This is a genomic window from Desulfosporosinus sp. FKB (assembly GCF_002196705.1).
Classification (GTDB): domain Bacteria; phylum Bacillota; class Desulfitobacteriia; order Desulfitobacteriales; family Desulfitobacteriaceae; genus Desulfosporosinus.
The window spans coordinates 334204-358850 of the sequence record NZ_NADJ01000038.1 but is presented as its reverse complement, the minus strand read 5'-3'; the positions used below and the strand labels follow the sequence as shown (position 1 = coordinate 358850).

Sequence of the window (24647 nt, the reverse complement as noted above, 5' to 3'; positions counted from 1 at the left end):
AGATAAAACTAAAGAGCCAGGGTGGATCATACGTGATCGTACCGGCTCTTTTTATTATAAGAAGGAATTATTGGAAACATGTGGAATGTTTAAGAATAAACATGAACATTCGATGAGGGGGGGCTGCAATTGGATGGAATGGATAAAAGATTTAAAAATATGATCTTTATTTTTTTGGGGGTAATAATTATTTTACCCTTTATATTAAATTTTCTAGTATTGATTACTAACTTCATACCATCGGCTGGTGATAATCCATCAATGTTTCAATCATTAACTGGCTATTTTGGAGGAGCAATTGGTGGATTAGCAACGTTAATAACTATATACTTCACAATTATTAGAGTTAAAGAAGATCATAGACCACTTCTTTATTTTAATGACTTTTCGACTTACTATTATTTGAATTTATTTGGTATTTGTAATTATTTCCTTGATAAGGATTGTAAAACTGATGACGATGTTAATGAAGCTGAAAAGAGTTTTTCATTAGAATTGAACAATGTTGGGTTATACCCTGCATTAAATTTAAAAGTATCAATAACTAATTTAGAAGATTTCTTGAATAGTGTAAAATTGCTAAAAGTAAGTGAAGAAGATTACAATAACATATACAATTCATATTCTAAAGATAATAAGGATTACTTTAAAAAGAGTCTTATAAAACAGGGAGATAATGTAATATTACCACCACCAGAACCTTGGTTGGAAGGATTCTTATGCAATCTTTTGTATTGCTACAAGAAGAATATTGAAATGAAAAACCCCATTAATAATAATTATGCTGTAAATGGTAGATTTAAACTCTTTGATATAAAAATAGAATATAAAGATGTGGATAATTATTCTTATGAAGATATTAATTCACTTTATATTAAAATTAACAGTACTATACAGCTCACATCTAAACTAACTCATTTTGAACCGTGGAACATTGTTTTTGAATTTGAGAGAGTGTCAAGACGATTGTCAGAAATATAATGCATCAGGAACTTTTCTTCTGCTGAGTTTCAAGAAGTTCTTGATATGTCATAAAATACTTCAAGTCACCCTCAAGCTAACAGTGCTAGGAGGTGACTAGTTTTTCTGCTGGGGAGCAAATGAAATGTAGGACTGCCGTGGGATTTGGCAGATTCTAAGCCAAAGTATTTTTAGAAATTACAGAACCCCACCTTTCAACGTTCGAAATAACCTCAAAGGGGTGGCTCTATATACGTTCATAGTACAAGTGAAGCCTGCACTTCCAACAAGATCGAGAAGAGTCGTATCTAAACATTAGTGAACGTGGGTTCCCTGCATCAAGTATAGGCAATATGGCATAGGGAGTGTTTCTTAGGAAGGGGTGCCTATGTCACATTTTATTGTTTTCCTGGAATGTTCTTCTTTAACTGGCAGGATTTTTTCAATTAAAAGAAGAATAGCCATAATAAGTGTATTTTTGAAAAGGGTGTTTTAATGGAAGAATATTATCTTGTTGATTTTGATGAAAACGTTACTTCTTATAGTTTCTATAGTAAAATTCTACCACAACTACACATTTATTTTGAAAGGAAATTATCAAAAAGTCTCCTTCTGGATTTTTCCAACGTAAATTTCATTAATCCATTGGTGATCCCTAATATTATTGCAGTAGGATTCATACTGAAAGAATATTTTGTAAAGCCTGTGGAGCTATACATTCCTTGGAAGCCAGAACTACTATCTTACTTAGATGATATAGGCTTCTTTGCAATAGTACGAAAATATAAGATTTTTAATTTAGATGAAAGATTAATTGGTGGTTATGAGTCAGGAAAGATTAATCATGCTTGCAAGACATTTATTTTCGAACCGGGGGCAACTAAAGGGGATATTAGATATACTCTTAATAAATCTATTAAACTACTTATCGAAGAAAAGTATTCCGAGAACACTCTAGATGATTTACTAAATACTCTTACAGAAATTTGCTGCAATGCCTGTATTCATAGTGGAAGTAGATGCATATCAACCTTCCAGTCTAATATAGGCAGTAATATAAAGCATAAGAAAGCATACATTTCCATTAGTGATTATGGTATAGGGTATTATAATTCAATTCTAAAACAGCTTTCTAAAATTAATGAGTTGAATTTCATCTCTAAATCACAATATACTTTGTTAGATATTGACAAACATAAAAATTTATTTGGTATTTTAGAAGCCATTTTTTATAGAAAGAAAAATGATGAATATGGTATTTTTCAAGTGTTTAAATACGTCTTTGAACAAGATGGAGTTATTAGAGTCCATTCCGAGGATACTCAATTAATATTTACAAAGAATACATTTTTAAGATATATTAATAATCCAAATGAATTGGATGAATATCTCGATTATATTAAATTAGCAAATAAAAAATCAGATATGCAATTTTCTCCTTTTAGGAAAAATGAGAGTCGTTTAAAGGGCTGCCATTTAGAAATAGAAATACCTTTAAGAATGGATGAGTGAAAATGTTATTATCTTACGGTTTTTCTAATAATTGCATTTACATACCTTTGCATTTAAATACAATTTTCTTTCAGGGTGAAATAAACTTTGAAAAAGATTATGTCAACCTTTCACTTGTAGAAAGTATCTTTGAAGAAGTCAGCAAAACTAAAGCAAAGTATTACTTTTTGGATTTTTGTAGAATCAAAATGACTGAATCGAGGGTCTTTGAAATATTTGCAGATATTTTAAGCAGTACTGAAAAGACTATTATTTTTGTTAATCTTAACAATAGAATATCGAACTTCATTCATAATGCTGATTGTTATGGGCTAGTAATTTATGATAAAACGAAAACTGCTCTTTCAAATCACATAGGAATTGAATTTATTGATTCAATTGGTAACTATCAAGAATATATAATAGATTATAAAAAAAAGATAATTGGGCTTTATGTTAAAGAAATTGTTATTATGGAAGAACAATTTTTAGAATCTTCAAGTGTTTATAGCAACATGTATGTAGATATAAAAAAGATATTTAACAATCGAAAGATGTACAGTCTAATAATCTATGAATTATGTAACCTTGTAGTAACTCACTTTAATAAACGATTTGATGCTTTGGTTAGTTCAAGTAATAACGGATCTGCTTTATCGACAATTATTGGAAAGATATTAAATAAAGATGTTCTGTATTTAATGAATCTGGGACCTCATCTGACTATTAGGGATAAAGAATTATTGAATAGTATTATACCCAAAAAAAGATACCTTTTTATATATGATTTTATTTGCTTAGGCACGGAGTTTAAAATAACTAAAACTGTCGTAAATACTAAAGATGCAGATCTCGTCGGGGCTGTTGGAGTGGCTAAATATAGATTTGAAGATCGTGAAAATAAGCATAAAGTTTTTTCTTTAATAGATATTAATACAGATTGTAATCTTAGCTATGAGGTTTACTTTGAAAAAAGAGAACATATTGAAGCTGGTGAGGGGTAACAATGCAAGAACCTATTGAAGTGAGTTATAAATGTATTTCTAAACTTAAGGAGACAGGAGATTATTTTCACAGGTGGAAAATAGTCCGAGATGTTTATGCCCCCAAATTAGATAAAGGGCCGTTAATACAAGAAGAAGGAGTAACAATGACTCCACATGATTATTCAGGACATTGTGTAAACATCTATAATATTTTAAGCTGGTTAATCCCTGATTCTTCTTATCGTTCAATTAATACTGAACACTTATTTATCTTAGATGTAGCAGTAATTTTGCACGACATAATGATGACCTACAATCCATTGAAACGTCCTGAACACAGCCAGGCTGGAATGAAATATGTTATTGATACCGTTAAGGAATTTAATTCTGCTTTGTCTATGGTTTTAACCCCTGATGAGGCAGATAGTATTGGTTTTGTTATTTTTGGCCATAGTGACATAAAAAATCAGAACGGACAGAAGACAATGGATATGTTACCCACAAAAGAACAATTTGTTCCAGGAAAGATGCATGAACCTATAAACGTAAGAGTTTTATCTGGGCTTCTAAGATTAGCTGATGAGTTAGATATTAATTCGAACAGAGTCCTAATTGAACATAAAGGTTACATGAAGGAGGAAAAATCTGAACCTCACTGGAGAAAGTGTGATATCCTTCATATGCCTAAAATAGATCCAAATGATCCTCATGTAATATTATTGTTACCCCGTGAATCAACAATTACGAGTGAAGGGAACTTTGAAACAGATGTGGACTTATTAATTGAAGTCCGAGATAAGATTATGAATGAGTTAGATGATTTTAATAAGAAAATAGTCTACTACTTTCCAGACTTTCTATTAGGATGGAATTTCAATACAATAAAAATTCAAGCAACTGGTGAATTGCTAGAGAAGATTCAAAGTAAGGATAGACCATTAAATCCATTAATTGAACATAATAATATGAATAAGACAGCTAGTGAAGAAGAACGGGGGGGTTCCGAAGTAGTAGATGGTGTCTCAGACTCTTTTACTAATTCAGATGAAGTTAGACTATTAGATGACGAATTTCAAAAAACTATAACACAATGGGTTATAACTGATAGATTGATTCAAAGTGGGCATTGGGAAATAGATGGTAATAACTGTGCAAGAGATTGGATTGATGTTCCAAAATTGTTAACGAATCCATTATATTTTGATTCGATTACCAGTAAATTTATTAATAGGATTCAAGGTAATAATTGCTATTTACTGGGTATAGACATTAATGGGTTACGGATGGCTTCATATATTGGATTTATGACAGGTAACCCTTTTTCTTACATAATACCAGAGAGATATAAGGCCTATCATAGTAAACATGAAACAAATTTGGAAATACCTAAGGATATGAGTATTATATTAATTACTGATGTAATAGTAACTGGGAATACTTTAAATAATACAATCGAAGATCTTAAAAAGGTCTACTCGGTAAAGGATGAGGATATTACCGAGATATTCTCTATTTTTTATAGGGAGAAAATATTTTGTTCAACTTCATGCCTAGATTCAAATTTAAAGAAGAAATTAGTTGTATTAAATAAAGAAATAGACGTTGAAATTTGTAATAAAGGTGACAATTGCATTTTCAAAAAACATGGAATAAACCTTTATATGAACAAGCCGATTTCTTAAGGAGGAATATTTGTGAAAATAATCGAGCCATCCAGTACGTTAGAGGAACAAATAAATGGAATGGAATTAATTAAAAAAGTGGAACGAGCAGGGAGGACCTGCTATAAAAGTGAGGACCAAATTTCGGAAGTGACAGCAATGAATTTCGTCAAGAAAATTATAACGAGTGGACATGAATCTGTTCTAGAACATGAGAAAATAACAGTAAGAGTTGTCTGTGACCGTGGAGTCAGTCATGAGATCGTTAGGCACAGGATTGCAAGTTACAGTCAAGAGAGCACAAGATATTGTAATTATAGTAAAGATAGATTTAACAATGAACTTACCTTTATCAAACCTTATTTCTGGGAGGATGATAGCAAACAGAGCAAAGAAAAATACTTAATATGGAAGTCCACAATGGAAACTATTGAGAAGAATTATTTCGAACTGATTAAACTCGGGGCAGAACCACAGCAGGCTCGAAGTATATTGCCTAATAGTCTTAAGACCGAAATTGTTATGACTATGAACCTTAGGGAATGGAGACATTTTTTCAGATTAAGAACAACACTAAGTGCCCACCCTCAAATAAGACAAATTGCAAGACCACTGCTGGATAAATTTAAAGAAGTAATTCCCGTTGTGTTTGACGACATTGAATATTAAGATGTTCTAAAACGGGTGGCATGTGATATAACGATGGATACCAACGAGGTTGTACATTTAGAATCGACATAGGTTTTTTCTTTTATTGGGAAATAGTGTGGGGGGCATTTCTATACTGACGGTGGCATCCCTTTAATTGAAAAAGACATTCCCCATCAGGGGAGAATGCCTTATCGATAGCTGCTTAGTTAACCATAGACCCATTTGTCCAAAAAGCCACCCCAAGAAAATTGTGCATGTTTGCCCGGAAGTGACTTTATAGGTGAGTGAGTCGTGGAAGAACTGTTCTATCAGCCAGGGGGGCCGGAGTTTTTAAACAAAAAAATATGAAAAATCTTACATATCCACTTTTAACAACTAGGATTGTACAGATAGGGTAGCCTTGTTGGTGGTAAGGGCAGTAATTATAATGGATAGGACCGTCTGATTGAGAATATTAGATATGTGGTGTATTTAGTCGTTACACTAGGCACAGGCAATTTGACGTACCCCCATGATTTTACCCACGGTGGCTTCACTTTCGTAAACGTCCATTGTTTTTGTGAAGTGGTAAATTGAACGTTGGATTTCTCGATATGGGCAGTGGACTAAAAAGTCTTTATGTATTAGAGAAAGCAGGTACTACCCCTGCTTTTTTGCTTGCTGAGCTTCATACTCTTTTACTTTTCTGTAGAACGTTGCCTTACTTAGTCCACATAGTTCCATTGCTTTTACTGCTGTAATCTCTTCTGCCTTCCATTGATTGTAAACCTCTGTAAACCTGTTCGAGAGTTCAATAATCACAGGTCTGCCAATGCCCTTGCCATTGTTCCTTGCCCTTAAGGCTGCTATGCCTTCTGCTTGCCTAGATCTAATCTTGTCTCGTTCCTTCTGTGCCATATACGACAAAAGCTCAAACACGATATTGCTAATCAAAGTCTTTTCAAGAGTGTCCTTGCCGTTAGTGTTCAGCATGGGGGTATCTATAACGATAATATCAACCCCCATTTTGATCAAGGTGTTCCATTCTTCTTTTATCATGCACATATCTCTGCCCAGCCGATCAAGCTCCTTAATAACGAGTGTATCTCCTGGCCTAAGTAGTGTTTCTCTAAGTATCATATAACCTGAACGGTTAAAGTTTTTACCACTGGCCTTGTCTGTAATGATGTCCCTTTCGTTGGCTACATATTTCATCAACTCTGCAATCTGCCTGTCCAAATTCTGCTCTTTAGTCGATACTCTGGCATATCCATAGATTTTGTTTGCACCGTTCATTGTCAAGACCTCCAATACACTTATCTGATCCAATAGTATCATTGATGTATCAAAAGGTCAATAAAGATAATGATACGTACCATAATTTACTTTAGAACCTTTTGCTACGTAATTGACGTTTCCGAAATGCTGATATGACTAGATTCTTGAAAGATTGATTTCCGTATCAAAAGGTACACCTTACGGTACGATATTGTTAATCCTTACCCGTTCTTACGAGAATTTTGCATTCATAAAACATCTCTTACATTACGTCAAGTGAATTTCATCGTTTAAATCAATTACTACGAATATATTTAAAAATTTATAGAGGTATTTAATGTAAAATAGAGAATTATGCCATTATATTGACCGGATTAAGGGGGGATTTTGGTGATTCTTAAAACATTACGTATTGAAAACTACAAGTGCATTGAGGATTCTGGAGAATTTACAATTGAACCCGTCACTTGTCTTGTGGGGAAGAACGAATCTGGAAAAAGTAGTCTATTAGAAGCCTTGTATAAACTAAATCCTGTAGATTTAAGTCAGGACAAATTTGATATTGAAGAGTATCCGAGAAGGTTCCTGTCGGAGTTTGAAGAAGGATTACTTGTAGATCGTTCAAACGTGCTTAATACACAATGGGAATTGACGGACAAAGAGGTTGAACAAATCGAACAGGTATTGGGTAGAGGTTCACTGTTGAGCCCTACAATAGTAATATTAAAAGGTTATGACAATGAATATATCCTTAAGATAGAAATAAATCAGCAGTCTGTAATAAACTACTATTTAGAACAATGTGGCATTGAAGAGATGCCTGTTGATGGCAATTTTGAAGATGTAAAAGCCTTAATTAACCATTTGGAACAGATACAAGGAAGAAACGACGAACAGGACAAGTTATTCCAAATGCTGATTAAGATATTTCCTGATCGGTCCGTTAGTGAAGTTGCAAATAAGTTACTTATAGAGTACATTCCTAAAATTCTATATTTTTCCCAATATCAAACTCTTCCTGGACAAGTCCAATATGAACAATTTATTCAGAAACGTAGTCAAAACCAATTGAACACCCAAGAAAAGACCTTTGTTGCTCTCTTATATCTTGCAGGGGTTACACCAGAAACATTTTCTTCAGCAACTAAAGCTGAACGATTGATTGCAAAGCTTGAGTCTACTTCAAATCGTATATCTAAACAAATCTTCGAGTATTGGAGTCAAAACAAGGATCTGTCTGTTCAAATTAGATTCGATGTTGGAAGACCAAATGATCCACCACCATTTAATACAGGTAATATTTTAAGGACTCGTATTTACAATAAACGTCATGAAGTATCTGTCAATTTCGATGAACGAAGTTCAGGATTCATTTGGTTCTTTTCATTTTTGGCATGGTTTTCACACATTCAAAATGTTTACGGAGATAACCTTTTATTGCTATTAGATGAACCTGGTCTAAATTTACATGCCAAAGCACAGAGTGATTTACTTCGATTTATTAAGGAAAAGCTCCTACCAAAGTATCAGGTTATTTATACAACTCATTCTCCATTTATGATAGATGCAGAAAACATACTAAGTGTTAGAACAGTCGAGGATCTTTCTTCGATTGAGGGGGAAGTTCTTGGAACTAAAGTTGGGGATCATGTACTTGCAACCGATTCTGATACTATATTCCCATTACAGGCTGCCTTAGGTTATGATATAACCCAAACATTATTTGTTGGAAAAAATACATTATTAGTTGAGGGACCTTCAGACCTCCTTTACATAAGATGGTTTACTACTCAATTGAAGAAAAGAAATAGAGAAGGACTTGACCCTAGGTGGACAGTTGCTCCAGCTGGTGGTGTGGATAAAATTTCTAGTTTCGTGGCTCTTTTTGGTGGGAATAAATTACATGTAGCAGTTCTAACTGATTATGCAGAAGGGGATAAAAAGAAGATTAGGAGTTTAAGAGAGTCAGAATTATTAAGGCAGGGACATGTCTTTTCTGCCGAAATGTATGCAGGACAATCAGAGGCTGACGTAGAGGATTTAATAGGTATAAATTTTTATAGTAGCCTTATCAACCATTGTTATAAATTGGAAGGCGGGTGTGAATTTAATGCAGCAAAAAGTGAATGCAAGTCGATGAGGATTGTTAAGAAGGTGGAAGAATACTTTGGGACGTTGCCCCCAGAAGTTCCAGAGTTTGATCATTTTCAACCATCTGTTTACCTAGTGGAACACCCGGAAATTGAATGGCCGGATCTAGAAATTACATTAGAACGATTTGAAAAATTTTTTAAAGACGTTAATAAACTATTGGAGTAAATTTACTCAAATTGCCAATGTCATAAAAATCTTAGCTAAAAGGGGGACAAATTGTTAATTAATACTGTTCAGTTTTAATTTTAAACCGAGATCATTAGAGCAGCCGACATGGGAAGATTGTACCCAGTTATCGACTGCTTTCTTGATTTCCTAAAGTAAAGTAACTGTATGGTGTAGACGAGTTAATTAATGTCTGGAATTAGCCACCACTTGAATATGACACCTTACGTAGGTAGATTGGAGGATCTTGGTTGGTTTTACCTCTACCTCTTGGATGTTGTTTTGGTTGGGTAGGGTCGGTGGGGTTTATTTCCGTAACGATTACACAGTTTAATTCGACAAAAGTAAGGTGAGTGTCTCACTTCTTATAGCTCATTATTGAATATATTTATCTAATGGATTAGCTTGGTGATGTTTCCGAACTAAGTCTGAGTTATCTAGTTGAATATATTTACGGCACATTACAAGGGTGGAGTGTCCTAGTATTTTTTGTAGTGTAAAGATATCCCCACCTGACCTGACGAAGTTTGTTGCAAAAGTATGTCTAAAAATGTGAGGGGTACACCGAACCTTGACCCCGGCTTTCTTGCCATACTTTTCAAAATAAGCAATAATGTTATCCTTGCTCACCATCCCACCAAAAGTGGATTGAAAAACGTACTCTGAGTCATTATCTTGGGCAATCTTGATTAACTCGATCAAGAGTTTACAAGTCTTTTGGCTTATGGGCAATTGCCGATAAACTCGTGTTTTGGCATTTTCAGGACGTACATTAATTAAACCAAGCCTTGTATCAACATCGTTGACCGTTAATTTTACGGCCTCACCGATTCTGATTCCACAGTCTAACATTAGAACCATTAGGCAAAAGTCTCTCAAGCCTGAATACGTACTTCTGTCTGGGGCTTTTAACATTTTACGGGTGTCCGAATCGGAAAGAGGCTTAATAGTGTCTTCGGGGGTTTTAACTAGTTTTAATTTTAGGGAGTAGTTAAAATCGATATAATCTTCATCGAACAACCATTTCAAAAAACATTTTAGGGTCCGTAATCTAATGTTAATTGTGCATGGTTTTAGACTCTTATCGGAAATCATATGGCTTAAATACCCTCGAAACACGTCCACGTCAATATAACGGTCTAGACTAAACCGTTGGTCTTCAAAGAGAAATTTTTTGAAGTACCCCATATGGGTAAGATGGTCCTTTAGAGTCCGTGGAGCCAGACCTTCTAAGGCTTTGTGCTGGATGAACTTGCCGTGTAATTCTAGGAAATCTTGTGTTGATAGGACGGTCTGCTCACGTCGGTCACGAATAACAGACGGTTTAAAACCGTTGTTGTCCTTGACCGTTAATCGTTGTCTAACCATTGGTATTCCTCACTTTCTAATATTTAGATGAGGAGCAAACCACACCAACGGTCTCGAATAATCAGACAAATCAAAAAGAGTCTCGTAACATTCACGAAAAATGTACGAAACCCTTATGTACTCTACGTTTTAAACGTCATTGGCAGGGGATGAAGGAGTCGAACCCTCACTGACGGTTTTGGAGACCATTCCTTTTCGTTTTGTATGTTTAGGTTAAGTGCTGAAACCATTGGTATATCCATGTTTTGAAATTTTAGTTTCAGGTATCGTAATGTTGATTTGGGCTTGTTTTTGAATCGAAAGTTCCACTTTTGTTCCACCTTTTAACTTAGTTGCGGAGAAGGTTCTTTTTGTTTCTTCTTCATGATTGACTCCATGATATCTGCACCGGCAAAATGTTCTTTTTCTACGGCGTGCCCGTAAACCCTCCAGAGCATTTCTGCGTTAGAGTGTCCTGCCATACGGGCTACCTCGAGTGGGTTTGCTCCAGCATCAAGAAGAAGACTAAGACACGTATGGCGCAGGCAATATAAAGTTTTAACTGGCAGATCTGTTGTAAGTATCCACTTCCTCCACCAGTCACCGGCCCAAGTGGCAGATAGTTGTTTCCCTTGCCAATTTACAAATAAAGCACCGCTATTGACCCATTTGCTACCTGCTTTCTTTGCTTCGACTTCCTGCTCATTTTTTAGTTGCTTCAGAAGAAATGTGGTGCTCGCCGATACCTTAATTTTACGGCGACTAGATTTGTTTTTTAAATGCGGCTTTTCAAAAGATCCTTTTTTGGGGATATATTGCCACGTTTTATTAAAGTCTATAAGCCGGTTTTTGAAATCAATATCTACCCACTTGAGGGCATGTATTTCTTCTGGGCGTGGTCCAATCTCTAGGGCGATCTGTACAAAAACTCTATTCTTTAGAGGTTCCTTCTCCATTAATTCGCGTATTTTGGCTGCCTCGTCAGCCGTGTAAGAGTCTGGCCTTTTTTCGTCTAGATCATCAGGTATTTCTTGTGGTCTGACATGGCGACAAGGGTTAGAGGCTAACTTTTCACGAGCGACAGCATACTCTAAGATGTAATAGAGACAGCGGTGATAATGCCACTGCGTCCGTTCCGAGAGAAAACCTTCGGGATCTTTCTTTTGATTTTTCCCCCTTTTTTTGGGTTGCCTTGCTAACCAAGCATAGAACTCCTCAACCCTATCAATGTTTATGTCTTCAACAAAATCGCTCTGAAAAAAATCATCGATACGCTGAAGTAGTTGCTCATATCTCCAGACGGTCTTAGGCTGACGCTTTCCCTTGCGTGCAGTGCCAGCTTTATATTTCAGCCAACGAGCAGAATGATTCACAAAGTGTTCTTTGTTTACAACCGGTTCAACATAGTTCGGTTTATTAATTTCATCTTCTCTTTTCTTTGCTTCAGTCTCAGCTGATTCAGTAGCTTTTTTCTCGAATCGCTCTAATAGGAGGTTTTCAGTTTTAGTTGCAATGCCTTTTTGCCTATTCTTTGCAGCATTAGCAATAGCGCCGGCTTTCTCGGGTAGGGGGTCGATGGAATAGGATTCCTTCTTCTGGTTTCGTCTGCCATCGGCTTTTTTGGGGCCGTCGAAATAGAGGCGAAATTTAGCCTGCCCTTTGGTTCCTATCCCCTTGAATTCTGCATGGGCCATCTGAGTTATCTCCTTTCGAATGTAGGTTCCCATTATTAGAAACATACGTTCCCAAAATGGTAAAAAAATATATATAAGGGGACATTATCTTAAAGTAATACTAGTTGTAAGTCTCAAGTACCCCTAACGGATCAAAATATATTATGAAGCTTTCCCATTCCGAATAAAGTCCATATTTCTCTCTGTAATGCTTTATTGCCTCGTCCAGGAAGTCCTCTGTAACATCTAAAAATTCTGCGAGTTCATATCTGTTGCAAACTCCCTCTTTGGAAGCTTCCACAATGCTCTGGAGAGGTATTAGTTTTTCGTATGCCCAATTTCGTGCACGTTTTTCCTGTTTTCGATTTCGAATATCTGATAAGTCTAGGATGTTGCCATCAGTTGTTTCATAATGTCCAAGTTCTTCGCATAAAACGCAACGTCTTTCTGCGCTATTCTTGATATTTGCCGGATTAAGAATGATTACATTATCTACATAGAGCCCCTTAAGCTTTTTTGTTTTAAAACAATGTTCCTCAATACTTATTCCTCGTTTTTCTACTTCTATCAATAATGAATTAGACAAAACCAAACCGACATCACTCTCATTTCCGCTTTGACTTGATGTATTTTGCATATTCTAAAATTTCCTGTAGTTCTTCTTGTGTATAATCATCCCCCTCAAAATGCGCTGCGATCGTCTTTGGCAGATCTGTTTCGGATTCTGCTAATCCATCTTCTTCAATTAAGTTACTCTTTCTAATCTTGAAGTGATTAGCTATTTTTTCAATTGCTCCCATGCGGGGCTCTTTCTGACCTGTTTCCCAAGCTGATACCGCCTTATTTGATACACCAGCTATCTCAGCTAGATCCTGTTGTGTAAGTCCATATTTTTCGCGTAGGGCCTTAATATTTTCACTAATTCCCACGGTTTTACCTCCATTATTTCCCTGTCTATTTTAAGTAGATTATAATTGATATGTTGAAAAATATCAACCAAAAGATAGAAAAAATATAGTTTTTGTTGTTGACAATCTACTTTTAGTAGACTACTATTAACTCAAGCTATAAGAAAAGAGGGGAGAAAAACATGGCAATATCAGCAAAACAAGCAAGACTGAGAAAGGAGCTTTCGCAGAAGAAAGTAGCCGAATTACTCGGAGTACACCGGCAAACATATATGAAATGGGAGCATAATGCTGACGAGATGCCTGTTGGAAAAGCAAAAGAGTTCTGTAAAATAGTTAATTTGCCTGTGGATGAAATTTTTTTTAGCCCCGGATCTACTTTAAGTAGATAAAGGCGGGCGCGTTAACAAAAAGGTGGGGAATGGCATGATTCAAAGAGCAACACTTAGCTCAAAAGAGGCAGCAGAATACCTTGGGATTTCGTACTGGTTATTACTAGAAATGGTTAAGCGTAAAAAAATAACTCCAATTCGATGTGGAGGAAGATATCTTTTCCGGCAAGCAGGTCTTGATGCATGGATGACGCAACAAGAGGTAGAGAATTTCAAAATAGTTTGAGTCTTATTTTTGGATGAGTTCTATATTGAGGAGGAGCGAGGCTTGCTTGTGAAAACGTTGGTATTGAGGGGAGGTGATCACATTGGACAAGCTCGGCATTGACAGCTTTCGTGGTAGCATATCGGACTTCAAGCGCTATTTAAAAGCTCAGCGCATTCTCTTGATTGTCGGAGTCATTGCTTAAGGAGGTAAGCCCCATGGTACTCAAGCAAGCATCCCAAACATGTTACTGCGGTTTACCCATGGAATTCCCAGAGGCAGAAGTCAAGACTAAATGCTTATGTGGTGCTCTTTGGGTTCTAGGCCCAGAAGGTTATTGGTATACACAAGGACCCATTATTACCACGGAAACAATCAAAACCAAGTCAAGCCGTTATGAACGCTATATGTCCAGGCGAAACAAAAGAAAGGGAAAAGGAGGGAGACGATGATTAAAAAGATTACAAAGTTAATTAAGTTAGTGAAAGATTATATCGCCGATTATCGCTATCGCAAGCATTGGGCCCAACTCATGCGTAGCGGCCTAACAGTGAGGGACCACAAAACGCTCGTTACTGTAACCGATGATGAAGTCGTCGTGGATTATGTAGATGACCGGAAGATAGGACAAAAGTATGTAAATCCAGTCTATATCGATTCAACGAATTGGGGGCAATAACTATGGATTACAAATCGATGTTAGTCAGCTATGTTGAGAAAAATGGCAAGGAATTTTTAGCAGACTATACTATTGGCGTTATCGAAGGAATTGCTGGCCTTGGTCATATTGATTTAGAGGAAAAGTTTGCCGAGATCGTGGAGATGCTCAAAGCATATGATGAAGCCGGAATGGATAACCCATTACCCCGGGAAATAAAAATAGCTCCCGCGCCAACGGAAGCTCAAACAAAAAATATTCACCCTGATTGTAACATGGATACCTCAAAAATAGAACCATTAATGAACTTTCCCTTAATTGAACTTGGACCGGATTGCAAAAATTGTCTTTGCTTTAAATGCAAATTCCTTGGAGATTGTCATCTCGAATTACCCTCTACAGTTTATCACTGCCATAACGAATGCAGGGGATCTGCGGCTAAGCGAATTTGTATTTATCATGTTGAGAGGTGTTTGGCATGACCATTAAAAATTACGTTATGCCAAACAGGAAGATCAGAAATTCTCGGTCTAAGGCCAAGAGAGTATGTAAATGTCTAAGTTGCGCTCAGTCTTGGAAAGAAAGTTACGAAGAGTTGACAATGTTGATCTGCGGCGAAGAGGCGTGTTTCTTGAATTGTGATAGTTGTACGAATAGGCCAAATTGCGGGTCTTATGTGCCGGTGCCGGCAGCAATTTGATGAAAAGGAGAATTGCAGATGAATCAAATTTTACTCTCCAAAATGGAGATTCGGAATTTTAAAGGGATCAAGGATTTTATCCTGGATATTGGCGGCCTAAACGCTTTTATATTTGGCGAGAACGGTACCGGGAAAACAACTGGTGAAGACGCTTTTCTTTGGGTTCTGTTCGGTAAGGATAGCGCAAACAGGGCAGACTTCTCAGTCAAGCCTCAAGACAAGGACGGAAGCGACATTCATTTCCTTGAGACGGACGTTACTCTCCATCTATTAATCAATGGGCAGCCCAAAACTCTTCGAAAGATGCTCAAGGAAAAATGGACCAGAAAACGTGGTACTACAACTGATGAATTCGATGGCCATGAAACAAGTTATTGGATTGATGAGGTCCCGGCCAAGGCCAGGGAATATGCAGCAGCTATCAACTCGATTATTAATGAGACAGTTTTTAAGCTCCTGACGAATCCATTTTTCTTTTGTACCCAGATCAAATGGGAGGACCGACGTAAAACACTCATGGAGATTTGCGGAGATGTATCTGATGCCGATGTTATTGCTTCGGATAAAAGCTTGGAATCTCTAACGGAAATCCTTTCAGGCAAATCGATCAATGACCAACGAAAGATTATTGCTGAGAAAATCAAAATGCTCAATGAGCAAATCAAAGCTATACCCATCAAGATCAACGAGCTTTCCAGGACCGTACTTGGTGAAGAAATTAATTATTCCGTGGTTGAAGCTGGATTGCTCGAACATAAAGCAACTCTTCAGAAGATCGAGAAAAGCATGTTAGATGCGAGTCAATTAACCGCCGATTTTCGCCAGAAGCAACAAGAATCCTTTAAACTGAGTTCTGCAATTGAGAAACGGAAGAACGAACTTGATGCAGAAGCTCGGGCTGGATCAAGGCAGCTGACTGATGAAAAGGCCAAGCTTGAAAATGAAAAATATCGCCTAGAAGTTGCTTCTCAAATGACGGGGCCAAAAATCAAGGACAAGGAAACCTTATTTGCCAATAACGAGGCAAAACTCGTTGAATTACGTCAAACCTGGATTCAAGAGAACGAGAAGCAGTTCAAAGAACCTGATCCGGAAGCTTTTGTTTGCCCAACGTGTGGACAAGGTCTTCCCCAAGGCCAGAAGCAAGAGCGTATTGAACAGATGCGGCATAACTTCGAACATGCTAAAGCTCAAACTATGGATAAAGCCAGATCCGAGGGTAAGGAGATTGGCGCCAAGCAAACAGCCATCTCGGAAGAGATTGAGACCATGAAGAAAGACTTAACCAATAATGAATTAAAGATCGCGGAAATTGATGAGCGCCTGTCTGAGATCAACAAAGAGATCAATGCTGAGGCCAAAGATCACACCGCGCCTAATTATAATGTCGATGAACAATATCGACGCCTTCAATCCCAATATAACGCTCTTATGGAGGAGCTAAATAAACCTGTCGAGGACACAACTTCTGAACTTCTTCAACAGAAAGCTAAAGTTACTGAGCAAATTGAGACTCTGAATAACCTTCTTCATACGCGGGATGTTGCCATTAAAACTAAGGCTAGGATCGAAGAACTCAAGGCTGAGGAACGTACACTTGCTCAACAACTTAGCGAGTTTGAGAAACAACGGAATCTTATCGAGCAGTTCATTATGGCTAAGGTTAATCTCTTAGAGGGGAACATTAACAGTCGGTTCAAGATCGTTAAGTGGAAGCTCTTTGATGTTCAGATTAACGGCGGTATAAACGAATGTTGCGAGGCTATGGTTGATGGTGTTACCTGGCCGAACGTGAACCATGCTGGAAAGGTTAATGCTGGCTTAGACATTATAAATGTCCTGGCTGATCACTATGGCTGCTTAGCTCCAATCTGGATTGACTTTAGAGAGTCGGTTTCAAGGATCATTGATACTCAAAGTCAGGTCATTAACTTGATTAAGAGTGAACCGGATAAGGTTCTGAGAGTGGAGGTTGTATGAGATTAACGCACAATAAACAAGAAAGTGAGAGAGATGGTTAAGATATGCGGCCAGAAACAAGAGCACGTAAAAAGGCAAAGAGAGCTAGGGGGCGCATGATGAGCGCTCTCAAGAGATTAGAAAGCGAATTTGATGGATCTTGCTATAGCACGAACCCACGAGAAAGAGAAAATATAATGCGAGGTATTAATGAGTTAAGAAAAAAACTTTTAATAGAACGAAGCGATAACAATTTGATTATCACTAATAGCAGAGGAACTTCTACCATTTCCGGTATTTATAATGCCAATCACGAGTTAACAAAGGCCCTACCAGGATGTTGCGAGTGTAATTCAAGATGAATTTAAAATAATAACAAGAAAACGGAGGAATATACCATGTCAAATGAATTAGCCGTCAAAAATGAGGATTCCGAAATAATGCCAGGATTTATGAGCTTAAAAAGTTTTGAATTTACCCAAAGAGCAGCCACGTTATTAGCCAACTCTTCACTTGTTCCCAAGGATTATCAAAATAACATACCAAACTGCGTAATTGCCCTAAATATGGCAAGTAGAATGGGCGCGGATCCATTAATGGTTATGCAAAATCTATTTATTGTATATGGGCGCCCAGGATGGTCAAGCCAATTCTTAATTTCCACATTTAATACCTCAGGACGTTTCTCATCCCTTCGCTATGAATGGATTGGTAAAAAAGGCACAGATCAATATGGCTGTAAAGCCTGGGCTATTGAAAAGGCAACAGGTGAAAAACTTGAAGGATCAACAGTGACAATAGAGATCGCCAAAAAAGAAGGATGGTACACCAAGAACGGGAGCAAGTGGCAGACCATGCAAGAACAAATGCTTATGTACCGGGCTGCTAGTTGGTTTATCCGAGCATATGCTCCTGAGATGGCCATGGGAATGCACACGACAGAAGAAATTATCGATATTGGCGGTAATGATCCCGAGATCGTAATTGATCAAAATGCCAATAAAGGACCAATCATTGATATCGGGCCAGAATCAGAACCAGAACCTTCGCCTGAAACAGAGCAAATCGAGGATAAGCCAGAACACGAAGCAGAACTCCAACAAACTCTAGGACCGGACTTCTAAGCCATGATACTAAAAGTAATAGGCTCATCGAGCAAAGGAAATTGTTACATCCTCGAGACACAAACAGGTAGCCTCCTGCTAGATGCAGGGGTTCCCTTCAAAGAAATACAAAAGGCTTTGGATTTTGATTTATATAACGTACACGGCTGTCTTATCACTCACGAACACAAAGACCATTCTAAGGCTGTTAAGGACGTTATGTGGGCTGGGATTACTACTGTTATGTCAAATGGCACAGCCAAGGCGCTTAATGCTTATGAGCATAGGTTTTATCGGGCGCAAGTAGTAAAGAATGGTATGCAGTTCAATATTGAGGATTTTGCTATCATGGCATTTGATGTTCAACATGATGCTGCTGAACCACTCGGGTATCTAATTCAGTATCGGCCAACCGGAGAGAAATTGCTCTTTGCGACGGATACCTTTTACATTCGATATCGGTTCAATGGCCTTAATTACATCATGGTCGAATGTAATTACTGTCGAGATATCCTCGAGGAAAACATCGTGGCCGGACGGATCCCAGAATCATTAAAGAACCGGCTGCTCGAAAGTCATTTTAGTTTGGATAATGTTAAGAGCTTTCTTCAGGCCAATGATCTGATGCAAGTAAGGACAATTGTACTCATTCACCTTTCGGATGGAAATGCAGACGCAGCGAGAATGGTCCGGGAGATACGTGATCTGACTATGAAGGACGTTGAGGTCGCAGAGCCTAGGAAGGTTATTGAGTTGAAAATGTGCCCGTTTTAAGGAGGAGGTATTTCTTTGAACTATGTAGCAGTAAGTGGCGGGGCAGATAGTACGGCATTGGCACTCCTTCTTTGGGAACGTGGAGAAGACTTTGAAATGGTTTTCAGTGATACTGGGGGAGAACTTCCCGAAACTTATTGGATACTCCCAAGATTGGCCCAGAGGATTGATAAAAAACTAAATGTTGTGAGTAACGGAAGTTTCTTTCAACATTTAGTGCAATATGGTTTTCTTTTGCCTGGTCCAAGAATGAGATGGTGTACAAAGTTGGTCAAAATGGTTCCTCAAAGGAATTTCTTTAATCAGATAAGAGCGGAAAAGGTGTTTGTGGGTATTAGAGCTGATGAACCTCGAAGGTTAGAACGTAAAAATACTGAGAAATACGAAAATGCATATCCCCTTGCTGAGGCTGGAATGGGCAAGAAAGATGTAAAAGCACTTTGCGCAAATTATGACTTGCTAAATCCAGTTTACGAATGGCGCAGTAATGTATCTTGTTTCTTTTGCTTCTTTCAGAAAAAACGTGATTGGTTAGGACTTCTTAAACATCATCCGACCCTTTATGGAGTCGCAGAGGAATGGGAAAGACAATCAAGTATTACCACAAAACAGGGATGGGGTTGGAACCAAAGGTTTACTCTTAGTCAATTAAGAGTAGCAGATGAACAACAGCTCAAATTATGGCCTGAGCCAGATGCGGAACCATGCCTTATTTGTTCACTATAAAACACTGGATTCAGAAAACAGCTAAGACATTAGCGGAAGGCGGCCGCGAGCGCGAAGAAGTATTATGGAATAATCCACTTGCGTCTAAGTCAATGGGGACAACGTTGTTTTAGCCTGTAATATCCAGAAGTCGTTTAAGTAGCGATGTAAATTCTGACGTATCAGTGGTAACTTCAAGAATACTGTCATCTTTAGGATCATCGGGATACATCACAAAGGCTAGTTTACCAGGTTCTGATTCAAAAATTTCGAGTACATTCTTATCGTCGACGATTTCAATCTTGAGTTTGCCAGACATAAGATACAACCCCTTTGTGATTTAAGGATAGGTTAATCTTTCCCCAAAAATCATTGTTTTAACGGAGAAGGTGGAGAAATGGCTGACGTTCAAATTGACTCAGGGGAGTTCACAAGAATTGCAAATAGTTTACTTGAGAAATCAGCGCAACTCCACCTGAACGGTACCCAGTATTCAATCATTCTCACAGTTTGGAGATTTACTTATGGATTTCAAAGAAGTGAACATGAGATGTCAGTGAGCTTCCTTGCAAATGCGACCGGATTTTCAGGCAGAGCAATCAAAAAGGAATTAAAGGTCCTTATTGATAGAAATATCCTTTTAGTCACAAAAGAAAACACGAAAGCAGAATCAAGGACTTTGAAATTTAACAAGGATTTTGACACTTGGCTGGGGAACAATCATTCCCCTCAAAAGGTGGGGAACAATCATTCACCAGGGGAACAATCAATCCCCTGTGAGGGGAACAATTCTTCCCCTCATGAGGGGAACGATCGTTCACCCAAGAAAGAAAAGAAAGAAATATATAAAGAAAATATATATATAGTCTTTTCGCATTGGAATTCTAAAAAAATCATTACCCACAAAACGCTCACTGAAAAAATATCCGGTCACATAAATGCGAGATTCGAAGAAGGATATTCAGTTCATGAAATCCTTGAAGCCGTCGATAATTATGACACTATCCTCAAGGACAATGAGAAATATTTCTGGACATACAAATGGGGACTGAGTGATTTTCTTGTTCGAGGGCTGGATAAGTTCAAGACTGAGAGCGATCCGTTTAAGAATTACGCGAATAAGGGACAGCAGACGAGAGGCCCGACAAACCCAAAAAGGACAGGTTCATCAACCAAGTACGATAACTTTTATTTGTGAGGCAATAACCGGTGTTTAATGCTCGATGCGAGGAAGGTTTGCGCTAGCCGAAGCATTTAAACAATTTGTACAGAAATAAATAGGACTTATAGCAGCTGGAATTATGTTTATCCTTAAGATTTCGGCTGTATGTTGGATCCACTTGCTTAAGTGATCCATGTTCTGGCAATTGGGACAGCTTAACAACACTATTGTTTCACCACCTTCAAGGGTAGCTTATGAGCGATAGAAGACAAGTGTTACAAGAAAGAGAGGATACGCAATGGGTTACGAAAAATCGCCAAGAATTCGAGATATCGCTGAGAGATTGATTGACGAACACCATCCGCATCTTAAGGATGCTAAGGAACTCATAGAATATTACACTCGTGATGACAGTGGAGTGGATTGGGCAGGCAAATGCAAGAAATGCTCAAGTTTCGAACGTTTCTTAACGGGCATGATGTTTCATGTTTTTATTATCGATGTTGCCCTTGAAAATTGGTCCATGGACAGGCTTGAGGCCTTGGTTGATCATGAACTTTGCCATATTCAGCGTAAAACGGGAATGGAAGTAATCAACCCGGAAACAGGAAAAGTTATTCGCAAGGAATGGGCCAAGAAAAGCGATCCTGATAGCTGGTATGTACGTGAGCATGACGTTGAAGAATTTTCAGACGTGATTCATCGTCATGGACTTTGGGATTATGGAATTGAAAAGTTTGCTGAGGCCGTAAGAAAGGCAGATTACCAAATGACTATCTATGATGCAGAGCGTGAACAGGAGATGAAGATGGCCCAATGACAAATAGCCGAGCAAAAGGAGCAGAAGGTGAACGCGAATTCGCCCGCCTCTGCCGAGATCAAGGATACAACTGCAGGCGCGGACAACAATTCTGCGGTATCGAGGGTGAAGATGTTGTTGGCCTTCCTGGGATTCATATTGAGTGTAAGAGAGTCGAAAAGCTGAACATTGAAGAGGCTATGGCCCAAAGTCGCAGGGACGCCAAAGAGGGAGAAATGCCAATTGTGGCCTTCCGCCGAAATCGTGAGAATTGGAAAATATGTATGGATGCTGAGCAGTGGTTTGCAATTTATCGGGAGTGGGAAGCTGGTCAGGATTTAGCGGGAAGGGAAACTAAACGATAAGTTATTCCTGCGGATAAGGAGGGAAAGGGCTTGGGCGAGGCTGAAATTGTGACAACAGAAAAGAAAAAGCGTGTAAAGCCGTTATGGTACCGACAAACGATCCGTCGGTTCATGACTTACACGCAGGATAAACTTCGTCTACAAATACTTATTGCACAGCTTGAGACTGAATTTCCGAGCAATACGGCTCAGCTTAGTCTAAGTCCTGGCCGTTCTATTGGAAGTATTAGTGATAAGACAGGGGGATATGCGGAGAGTAGATTAGAAATGGAGATTGAAATCAGGGATTTAAGGCTAAAGATCCGTGAGGTAGATATGATTCTTAATTCTTTAGGATCGACAGAAAAGAAATTGATTGAGCTTAAGTATATGCAAAGATTTAATAAGGATTTTTGGGTAGCTGGTGAGATTGGGATGGCTGTGAGGTCGTATTACAGATTGAAGGACGAGCTTATTGTTCTAGCTGCTCAGTTGTTTGGGTATGTAAAGAGAGAGCAGATTAGTTTTGAGGAGTTAGGGTGGGTATCACCTTAATCTTTGAATTGATTTTGAAGGAAAAAATTGTATGCCTCTTTTAACATTTGAGAGTATTTATCCCCTTCATTTTTAAGCCTAAGATGATATTCTTCAAATAGAATTTTATATTGATTATAAAAATGACAATATACAAAATTGTCTTTTCCAAAATCAAATGTCAGAAAGTGTTCAGATATCTTTTTATTTACTGAATCATAGAATACCATTGACAAAATATTGATATCTTCCAAAAGACTTAATATCATGTTGGGGTAGGCTGTGGTCACTTTACCATAGCAATCATCATTATATTTAAAGTCTAAAGTTATCATAATAAAGTTCGAAAACGACGAGTTAAATGATGAATGAATTGAATTAGACAAAAATTTTTGCTGTTCATTTCTTCGATTACGAAAGTAATCAATAAATTCTTGTTTATAATCTAGCTTACTAAATAATCGCACAATGTCTTTATTGAGTTTTCCACGAGAGATATTTTTATTCCAAAATTCGTCGTTATCATACATTTCCTCCTTATTGGCAAATTTATTGCTAAATTCTTTATTACTTAAACAAGAGAAAAATAGATTTATTGTTTCAATTAGTGATCGCTGTAAACATTTTATTCCGTCCATCATACCACTATAGAGTAATGTCCTAATACTTATCATCATGGTTACTATTTTTGCGCTTAATACTACTAATGCTAAGCTGGTTTTGCTTTCTGAATTATTCTTTTTACATATTTCATGAATCTGAATTGATAATTTCAGTGCAATATCAAATAAAACTATAAAATCTTCAAGCCTGTTTTCAATGAGACTCCTAAATTCCTTTTTTTTCTCTTCAAGAATAAAGTCAAGGTCAATAGTTATATCTTTCCCAAATTGTTTCATTGTAACTTCGTCAATCTTATTAGCATACTCTCTAACACTAATTAAGTCATTCATATTGATCCTCCCTAGCCATAATATTTGAAAATAATTTTCCGCTGAATTATTTTTGTGTTTTGGCAGAAATCTGGCACAAAATTAGCAGTGCTTAGGTGCAAATCAGTGGTATCATGGTATTAAGAGAGGCCGTCCGAAAGGGCGGCTTTTTGTAGTTTAAATAGAGTATCAGAAGGGATAATTTTGCTAATGAAGAGCTATTAAACCTAAAAAAATAATCCTTTAACGATATCAATTATAATTCCCGAAAGTATACCCAGGAAAAAGAAAAGAGTAGCTCGCATAGAACTTTTTTTTTCTACTTCGCTGTAATAACTTTTTATAGCTCTGTAAAAATACTCAGCAGATTCGACAGATGTGTTTTTGAGAACATCTACATCGTCTTGTAATTGTTTTTCTTGCTCTTTGAGATAATTAATATTCTTTTTTTGTTTATCAATTATCTCTATTCGTTTTGATAAATCGTAAGCCAATAAATTAAAAGTTTGGTTTAATTCCTTTGATACAGCTTCGACCTTTTTAGATAATAGATTAAGCTTGTCAATATTGGTTTCCATCTTTAAGCTTTCAGTTGTTTCTTCATTATTTTCATTCCACTTGTCGGATAATCGCAGGAGAGAATATAACATAATTGGTAGTAATATTGCGCTAATTATAGTTGCATATAATTCATAACCGTTTACCTTTAACCATTCATAATACCAATCAGGTAACCAGGTCATATAGAACACCTCCAATCTACTAATTCTGGAAAGAAAGAGGCAAATCCTGCATGGTGAAATCCATAATCATGCAAATTTGTAATACCCTTGTTTAAATGCGATCTTTATATAGGAGTTAGTTTTTAATTAGCCTGAGGGCTCTTTTCTTTTGCGGAATAGGAGTGAGAGTCTTGGTCAAGAGAACGAGAATTGAGCCAATCCTTTTCCAATGTACAAGATGTAAAAAGAAATACTTCTCTTTTCAAGAAAGTTTGTTATGTCTAGAGTGTACTAAGGAGAAAGAGAAGAGTGATGTGGGCAACAGAAGTGTCAAGTTGACTAACTTAGACGTTCAAGGTACTTCCAGAGAACTTGACCAAATGCGGGTCTTGCGAGTCCCGAAAA

Annotated in this window: 27 protein-coding genes; 19 read left to right on the top strand and 8 right to left on the bottom strand. The window is 37.4% G+C overall.

Annotated features, from left to right (window positions below; translation table 11 throughout):
* The first annotated feature begins 129 nt into the window (after positions 1 to 129).
* The 5 genes from B5Y67_RS18210 (at position 130) to thyX (ending at position 5767) form a co-directional block, all read left to right on the top strand.
* Positions 130 to 981, top strand: a complete 852-nt coding sequence (locus tag B5Y67_RS18210; RefSeq protein WP_088227827.1) for a hypothetical protein — start codon at positions 130 to 132, stop codon at positions 979 to 981.
* A 474-nt stretch (positions 982 to 1455) separates the two neighbouring features.
* Entirely contained in the window at positions 1456 to 2472 is a 1017-nt protein-coding gene (locus tag B5Y67_RS18205; protein WP_088227826.1) for a hypothetical protein, read from the top strand.
* A 2-nt stretch (positions 2473 to 2474) separates the two neighbouring features.
* Positions 2475 to 3455: a hypothetical protein gene (locus B5Y67_RS18200; RefSeq protein ID WP_088227825.1), complete on the top strand. Its 981-nt coding sequence runs from the start codon at positions 2475 to 2477 to the stop codon at positions 3453 to 3455.
* Positions 3456 to 3457: 2 nt separating this feature from the next.
* On the top strand, positions 3458 to 5119 hold the full coding sequence (locus B5Y67_RS18195) for a phosphoribosyltransferase (RefSeq protein ID WP_088227824.1): 1662 nt from the start codon (positions 3458 to 3460) through the stop codon (positions 5117 to 5119).
* Between the two features lie 12 nt (positions 5120 to 5131).
* Positions 5132 to 5767, top strand: coding sequence for an FAD-dependent thymidylate synthase (gene thyX / locus B5Y67_RS18190; protein WP_088227823.1), 636 nt, complete (start codon positions 5132 to 5134; stop codon positions 5765 to 5767).
* A gap of 621 nt (positions 5768 to 6388) precedes the next feature.
* Here the strand turns inward: thyX and B5Y67_RS18185 are convergent.
* Positions 6389 to 7066 (bottom strand): recombinase family protein, encoded by a 678-nt coding sequence (locus B5Y67_RS18185; RefSeq protein ID WP_088227822.1) that lies wholly within the window; start codon positions 7064 to 7066, stop codon positions 6389 to 6391.
* A gap of 330 nt (positions 7067 to 7396) precedes the next feature.
* Between B5Y67_RS18185 and B5Y67_RS18180 the strand changes: the two genes are divergently transcribed.
* Positions 7397 to 9325, top strand: coding sequence for an AAA family ATPase (locus tag B5Y67_RS18180; RefSeq protein WP_170932741.1), 1929 nt, complete (start codon positions 7397 to 7399; stop codon positions 9323 to 9325).
* A 375-nt stretch (positions 9326 to 9700) separates the two neighbouring features.
* Here B5Y67_RS18180 and B5Y67_RS18175 read toward each other — a convergent pair whose 3' ends face one another.
* The 4 genes from B5Y67_RS18175 to B5Y67_RS18160 form a co-directional block, all read right to left on the bottom strand.
* Positions 9701 to 10693 carry a tyrosine-type recombinase/integrase gene (locus B5Y67_RS18175; protein ID WP_088227820.1) on the bottom strand — a complete coding sequence of 331 codons (993 nt, stop codon included), beginning with the start codon at positions 10691 to 10693 and terminating at the stop codon, positions 9701 to 9703.
* 323 nt (positions 10694 to 11016) lie between these two features.
* Entirely contained in the window at positions 11017 to 12366 is a 1350-nt protein-coding gene (locus B5Y67_RS18170; protein ID WP_170932740.1) for a site-specific integrase, read from the bottom strand.
* A 100-nt stretch (positions 12367 to 12466) separates the two neighbouring features.
* Positions 12467 to 12982, bottom strand: a complete 516-nt coding sequence (locus B5Y67_RS18165) for an ImmA/IrrE family metallo-endopeptidase (protein WP_088227818.1) — start codon at positions 12980 to 12982, stop codon at positions 12467 to 12469.
* Positions 12951 to 13274, bottom strand: a complete 324-nt coding sequence (locus B5Y67_RS18160) for a helix-turn-helix transcriptional regulator (protein ID WP_088227817.1) — start codon at positions 13272 to 13274, stop codon at positions 12951 to 12953. Before B5Y67_RS18160 ends, B5Y67_RS18165 begins: the two co-directional genes overlap by 32 nt.
* Positions 13275 to 13435: 161 nt before the next feature.
* On the opposite strand from B5Y67_RS18160, the gene B5Y67_RS18155 reads away from it, so the two are divergent.
* The 9 genes from B5Y67_RS18155 (at position 13436) to B5Y67_RS18110 (ending at position 19770) form a co-directional block, all read left to right on the top strand.
* On the top strand, positions 13436 to 13645 hold the full coding sequence (locus B5Y67_RS18155) for a helix-turn-helix transcriptional regulator (protein ID WP_088227816.1): 210 nt from the start codon (positions 13436 to 13438) through the stop codon (positions 13643 to 13645).
* A 34-nt stretch (positions 13646 to 13679) separates the two neighbouring features.
* Positions 13680 to 13871 carry a helix-turn-helix domain-containing protein gene (locus tag B5Y67_RS18150; RefSeq protein WP_088227815.1) on the top strand — a complete coding sequence of 64 codons (192 nt, stop codon included), beginning with the start codon at positions 13680 to 13682 and terminating at the stop codon, positions 13869 to 13871.
* A gap of 197 nt (positions 13872 to 14068) precedes the next feature.
* Positions 14069 to 14302, top strand: coding sequence for a hypothetical protein (locus tag B5Y67_RS18145; RefSeq protein ID WP_088227814.1), 234 nt, complete (start codon positions 14069 to 14071; stop codon positions 14300 to 14302).
* Complete coding sequence (locus B5Y67_RS18140) at positions 14299 to 14529, top strand: hypothetical protein (RefSeq protein WP_088227813.1); 231 nt, start codon at positions 14299 to 14301, stop codon at positions 14527 to 14529. The genes B5Y67_RS18145 and B5Y67_RS18140 overlap by 4 nt, the downstream gene beginning before the upstream one ends.
* Before the next feature lie 2 nt (positions 14530 to 14531).
* Complete coding sequence (locus B5Y67_RS18135) at positions 14532 to 14990, top strand: hypothetical protein (protein ID WP_088227812.1); 459 nt, start codon at positions 14532 to 14534, stop codon at positions 14988 to 14990.
* Positions 14991 to 15226: 236 nt separating this feature from the next.
* Positions 15227 to 17188, top strand: coding sequence for a hypothetical protein (locus tag B5Y67_RS18130; protein WP_088227811.1), 1962 nt, complete (start codon positions 15227 to 15229; stop codon positions 17186 to 17188).
* 377 nt (positions 17189 to 17565) lie between these two features.
* Positions 17566 to 18291, top strand: coding sequence for a hypothetical protein (locus B5Y67_RS18120; RefSeq protein WP_088227809.1), 726 nt, complete (start codon positions 17566 to 17568; stop codon positions 18289 to 18291).
* Between the two features lie 3 nt (positions 18292 to 18294).
* A complete protein-coding gene (locus B5Y67_RS18115) occupies positions 18295 to 19044 on the top strand; it encodes an MBL fold metallo-hydrolase (protein ID WP_088227808.1) in 750 nt (249 codons plus the stop codon).
* Positions 19045 to 19059: 15 nt separating this feature from the next.
* Positions 19060 to 19770 carry a phosphoadenosine phosphosulfate reductase family protein gene (locus tag B5Y67_RS18110; protein WP_170932739.1) on the top strand — a complete coding sequence of 237 codons (711 nt, stop codon included), beginning with the start codon at positions 19060 to 19062 and terminating at the stop codon, positions 19768 to 19770.
* A 109-nt stretch (positions 19771 to 19879) separates the two neighbouring features.
* Here B5Y67_RS18110 and B5Y67_RS18105 read toward each other — a convergent pair whose 3' ends face one another.
* Positions 19880 to 20068 carry a hypothetical protein gene (locus B5Y67_RS18105; protein ID WP_088227806.1) on the bottom strand — a complete coding sequence of 63 codons (189 nt, stop codon included), beginning with the start codon at positions 20066 to 20068 and terminating at the stop codon, positions 19880 to 19882.
* A 78-nt stretch (positions 20069 to 20146) separates the two neighbouring features.
* Here B5Y67_RS18105 and B5Y67_RS18100 point away from each other — a divergent pair, with 78 nt between their 5' ends.
* The 4 genes from B5Y67_RS18100 (at position 20147) to B5Y67_RS18085 (ending at position 22609) form a co-directional block, all read left to right on the top strand.
* Positions 20147 to 20947: a replication protein gene (locus B5Y67_RS18100; RefSeq protein ID WP_088227805.1), complete on the top strand. Its 801-nt coding sequence runs from the start codon at positions 20147 to 20149 to the stop codon at positions 20945 to 20947.
* Positions 20948 to 21209: 262 nt separating this feature from the next.
* A complete protein-coding gene (locus tag B5Y67_RS18095) occupies positions 21210 to 21731 on the top strand; it encodes a putative metallopeptidase (RefSeq protein WP_088227804.1) in 522 nt (173 codons plus the stop codon).
* Positions 21728 to 22075 (top strand): hypothetical protein, encoded by a 348-nt coding sequence (locus B5Y67_RS18090; RefSeq protein ID WP_088227803.1) that lies wholly within the window; start codon positions 21728 to 21730, stop codon positions 22073 to 22075. The genes B5Y67_RS18095 and B5Y67_RS18090 overlap by 4 nt, the downstream gene beginning before the upstream one ends.
* A 30-nt stretch (positions 22076 to 22105) precedes the next feature.
* Positions 22106 to 22609: a hypothetical protein gene (locus B5Y67_RS18085; RefSeq protein ID WP_088227802.1), complete on the top strand. Its 504-nt coding sequence runs from the start codon at positions 22106 to 22108 to the stop codon at positions 22607 to 22609.
* Here the strand turns inward: B5Y67_RS18085 and B5Y67_RS18080 are convergent.
* The gene (locus B5Y67_RS18080; RefSeq protein ID WP_088227801.1) at positions 22606 to 23541 is read right to left on the bottom strand and encodes a hypothetical protein; all 936 of its coding nucleotides are present in this window, start codon (positions 23539 to 23541) and stop codon (positions 22606 to 22608) included. The genes B5Y67_RS18085 and B5Y67_RS18080 overlap by 4 nt on opposite strands.
* Before the next feature lie 206 nt (positions 23542 to 23747).
* Positions 23748 to 24263, bottom strand: a complete 516-nt coding sequence (locus B5Y67_RS18075) for a hypothetical protein (RefSeq protein WP_088227800.1) — start codon at positions 24261 to 24263, stop codon at positions 23748 to 23750.
* Positions 24264 to 24647: the final 384 nt, after the last annotated feature.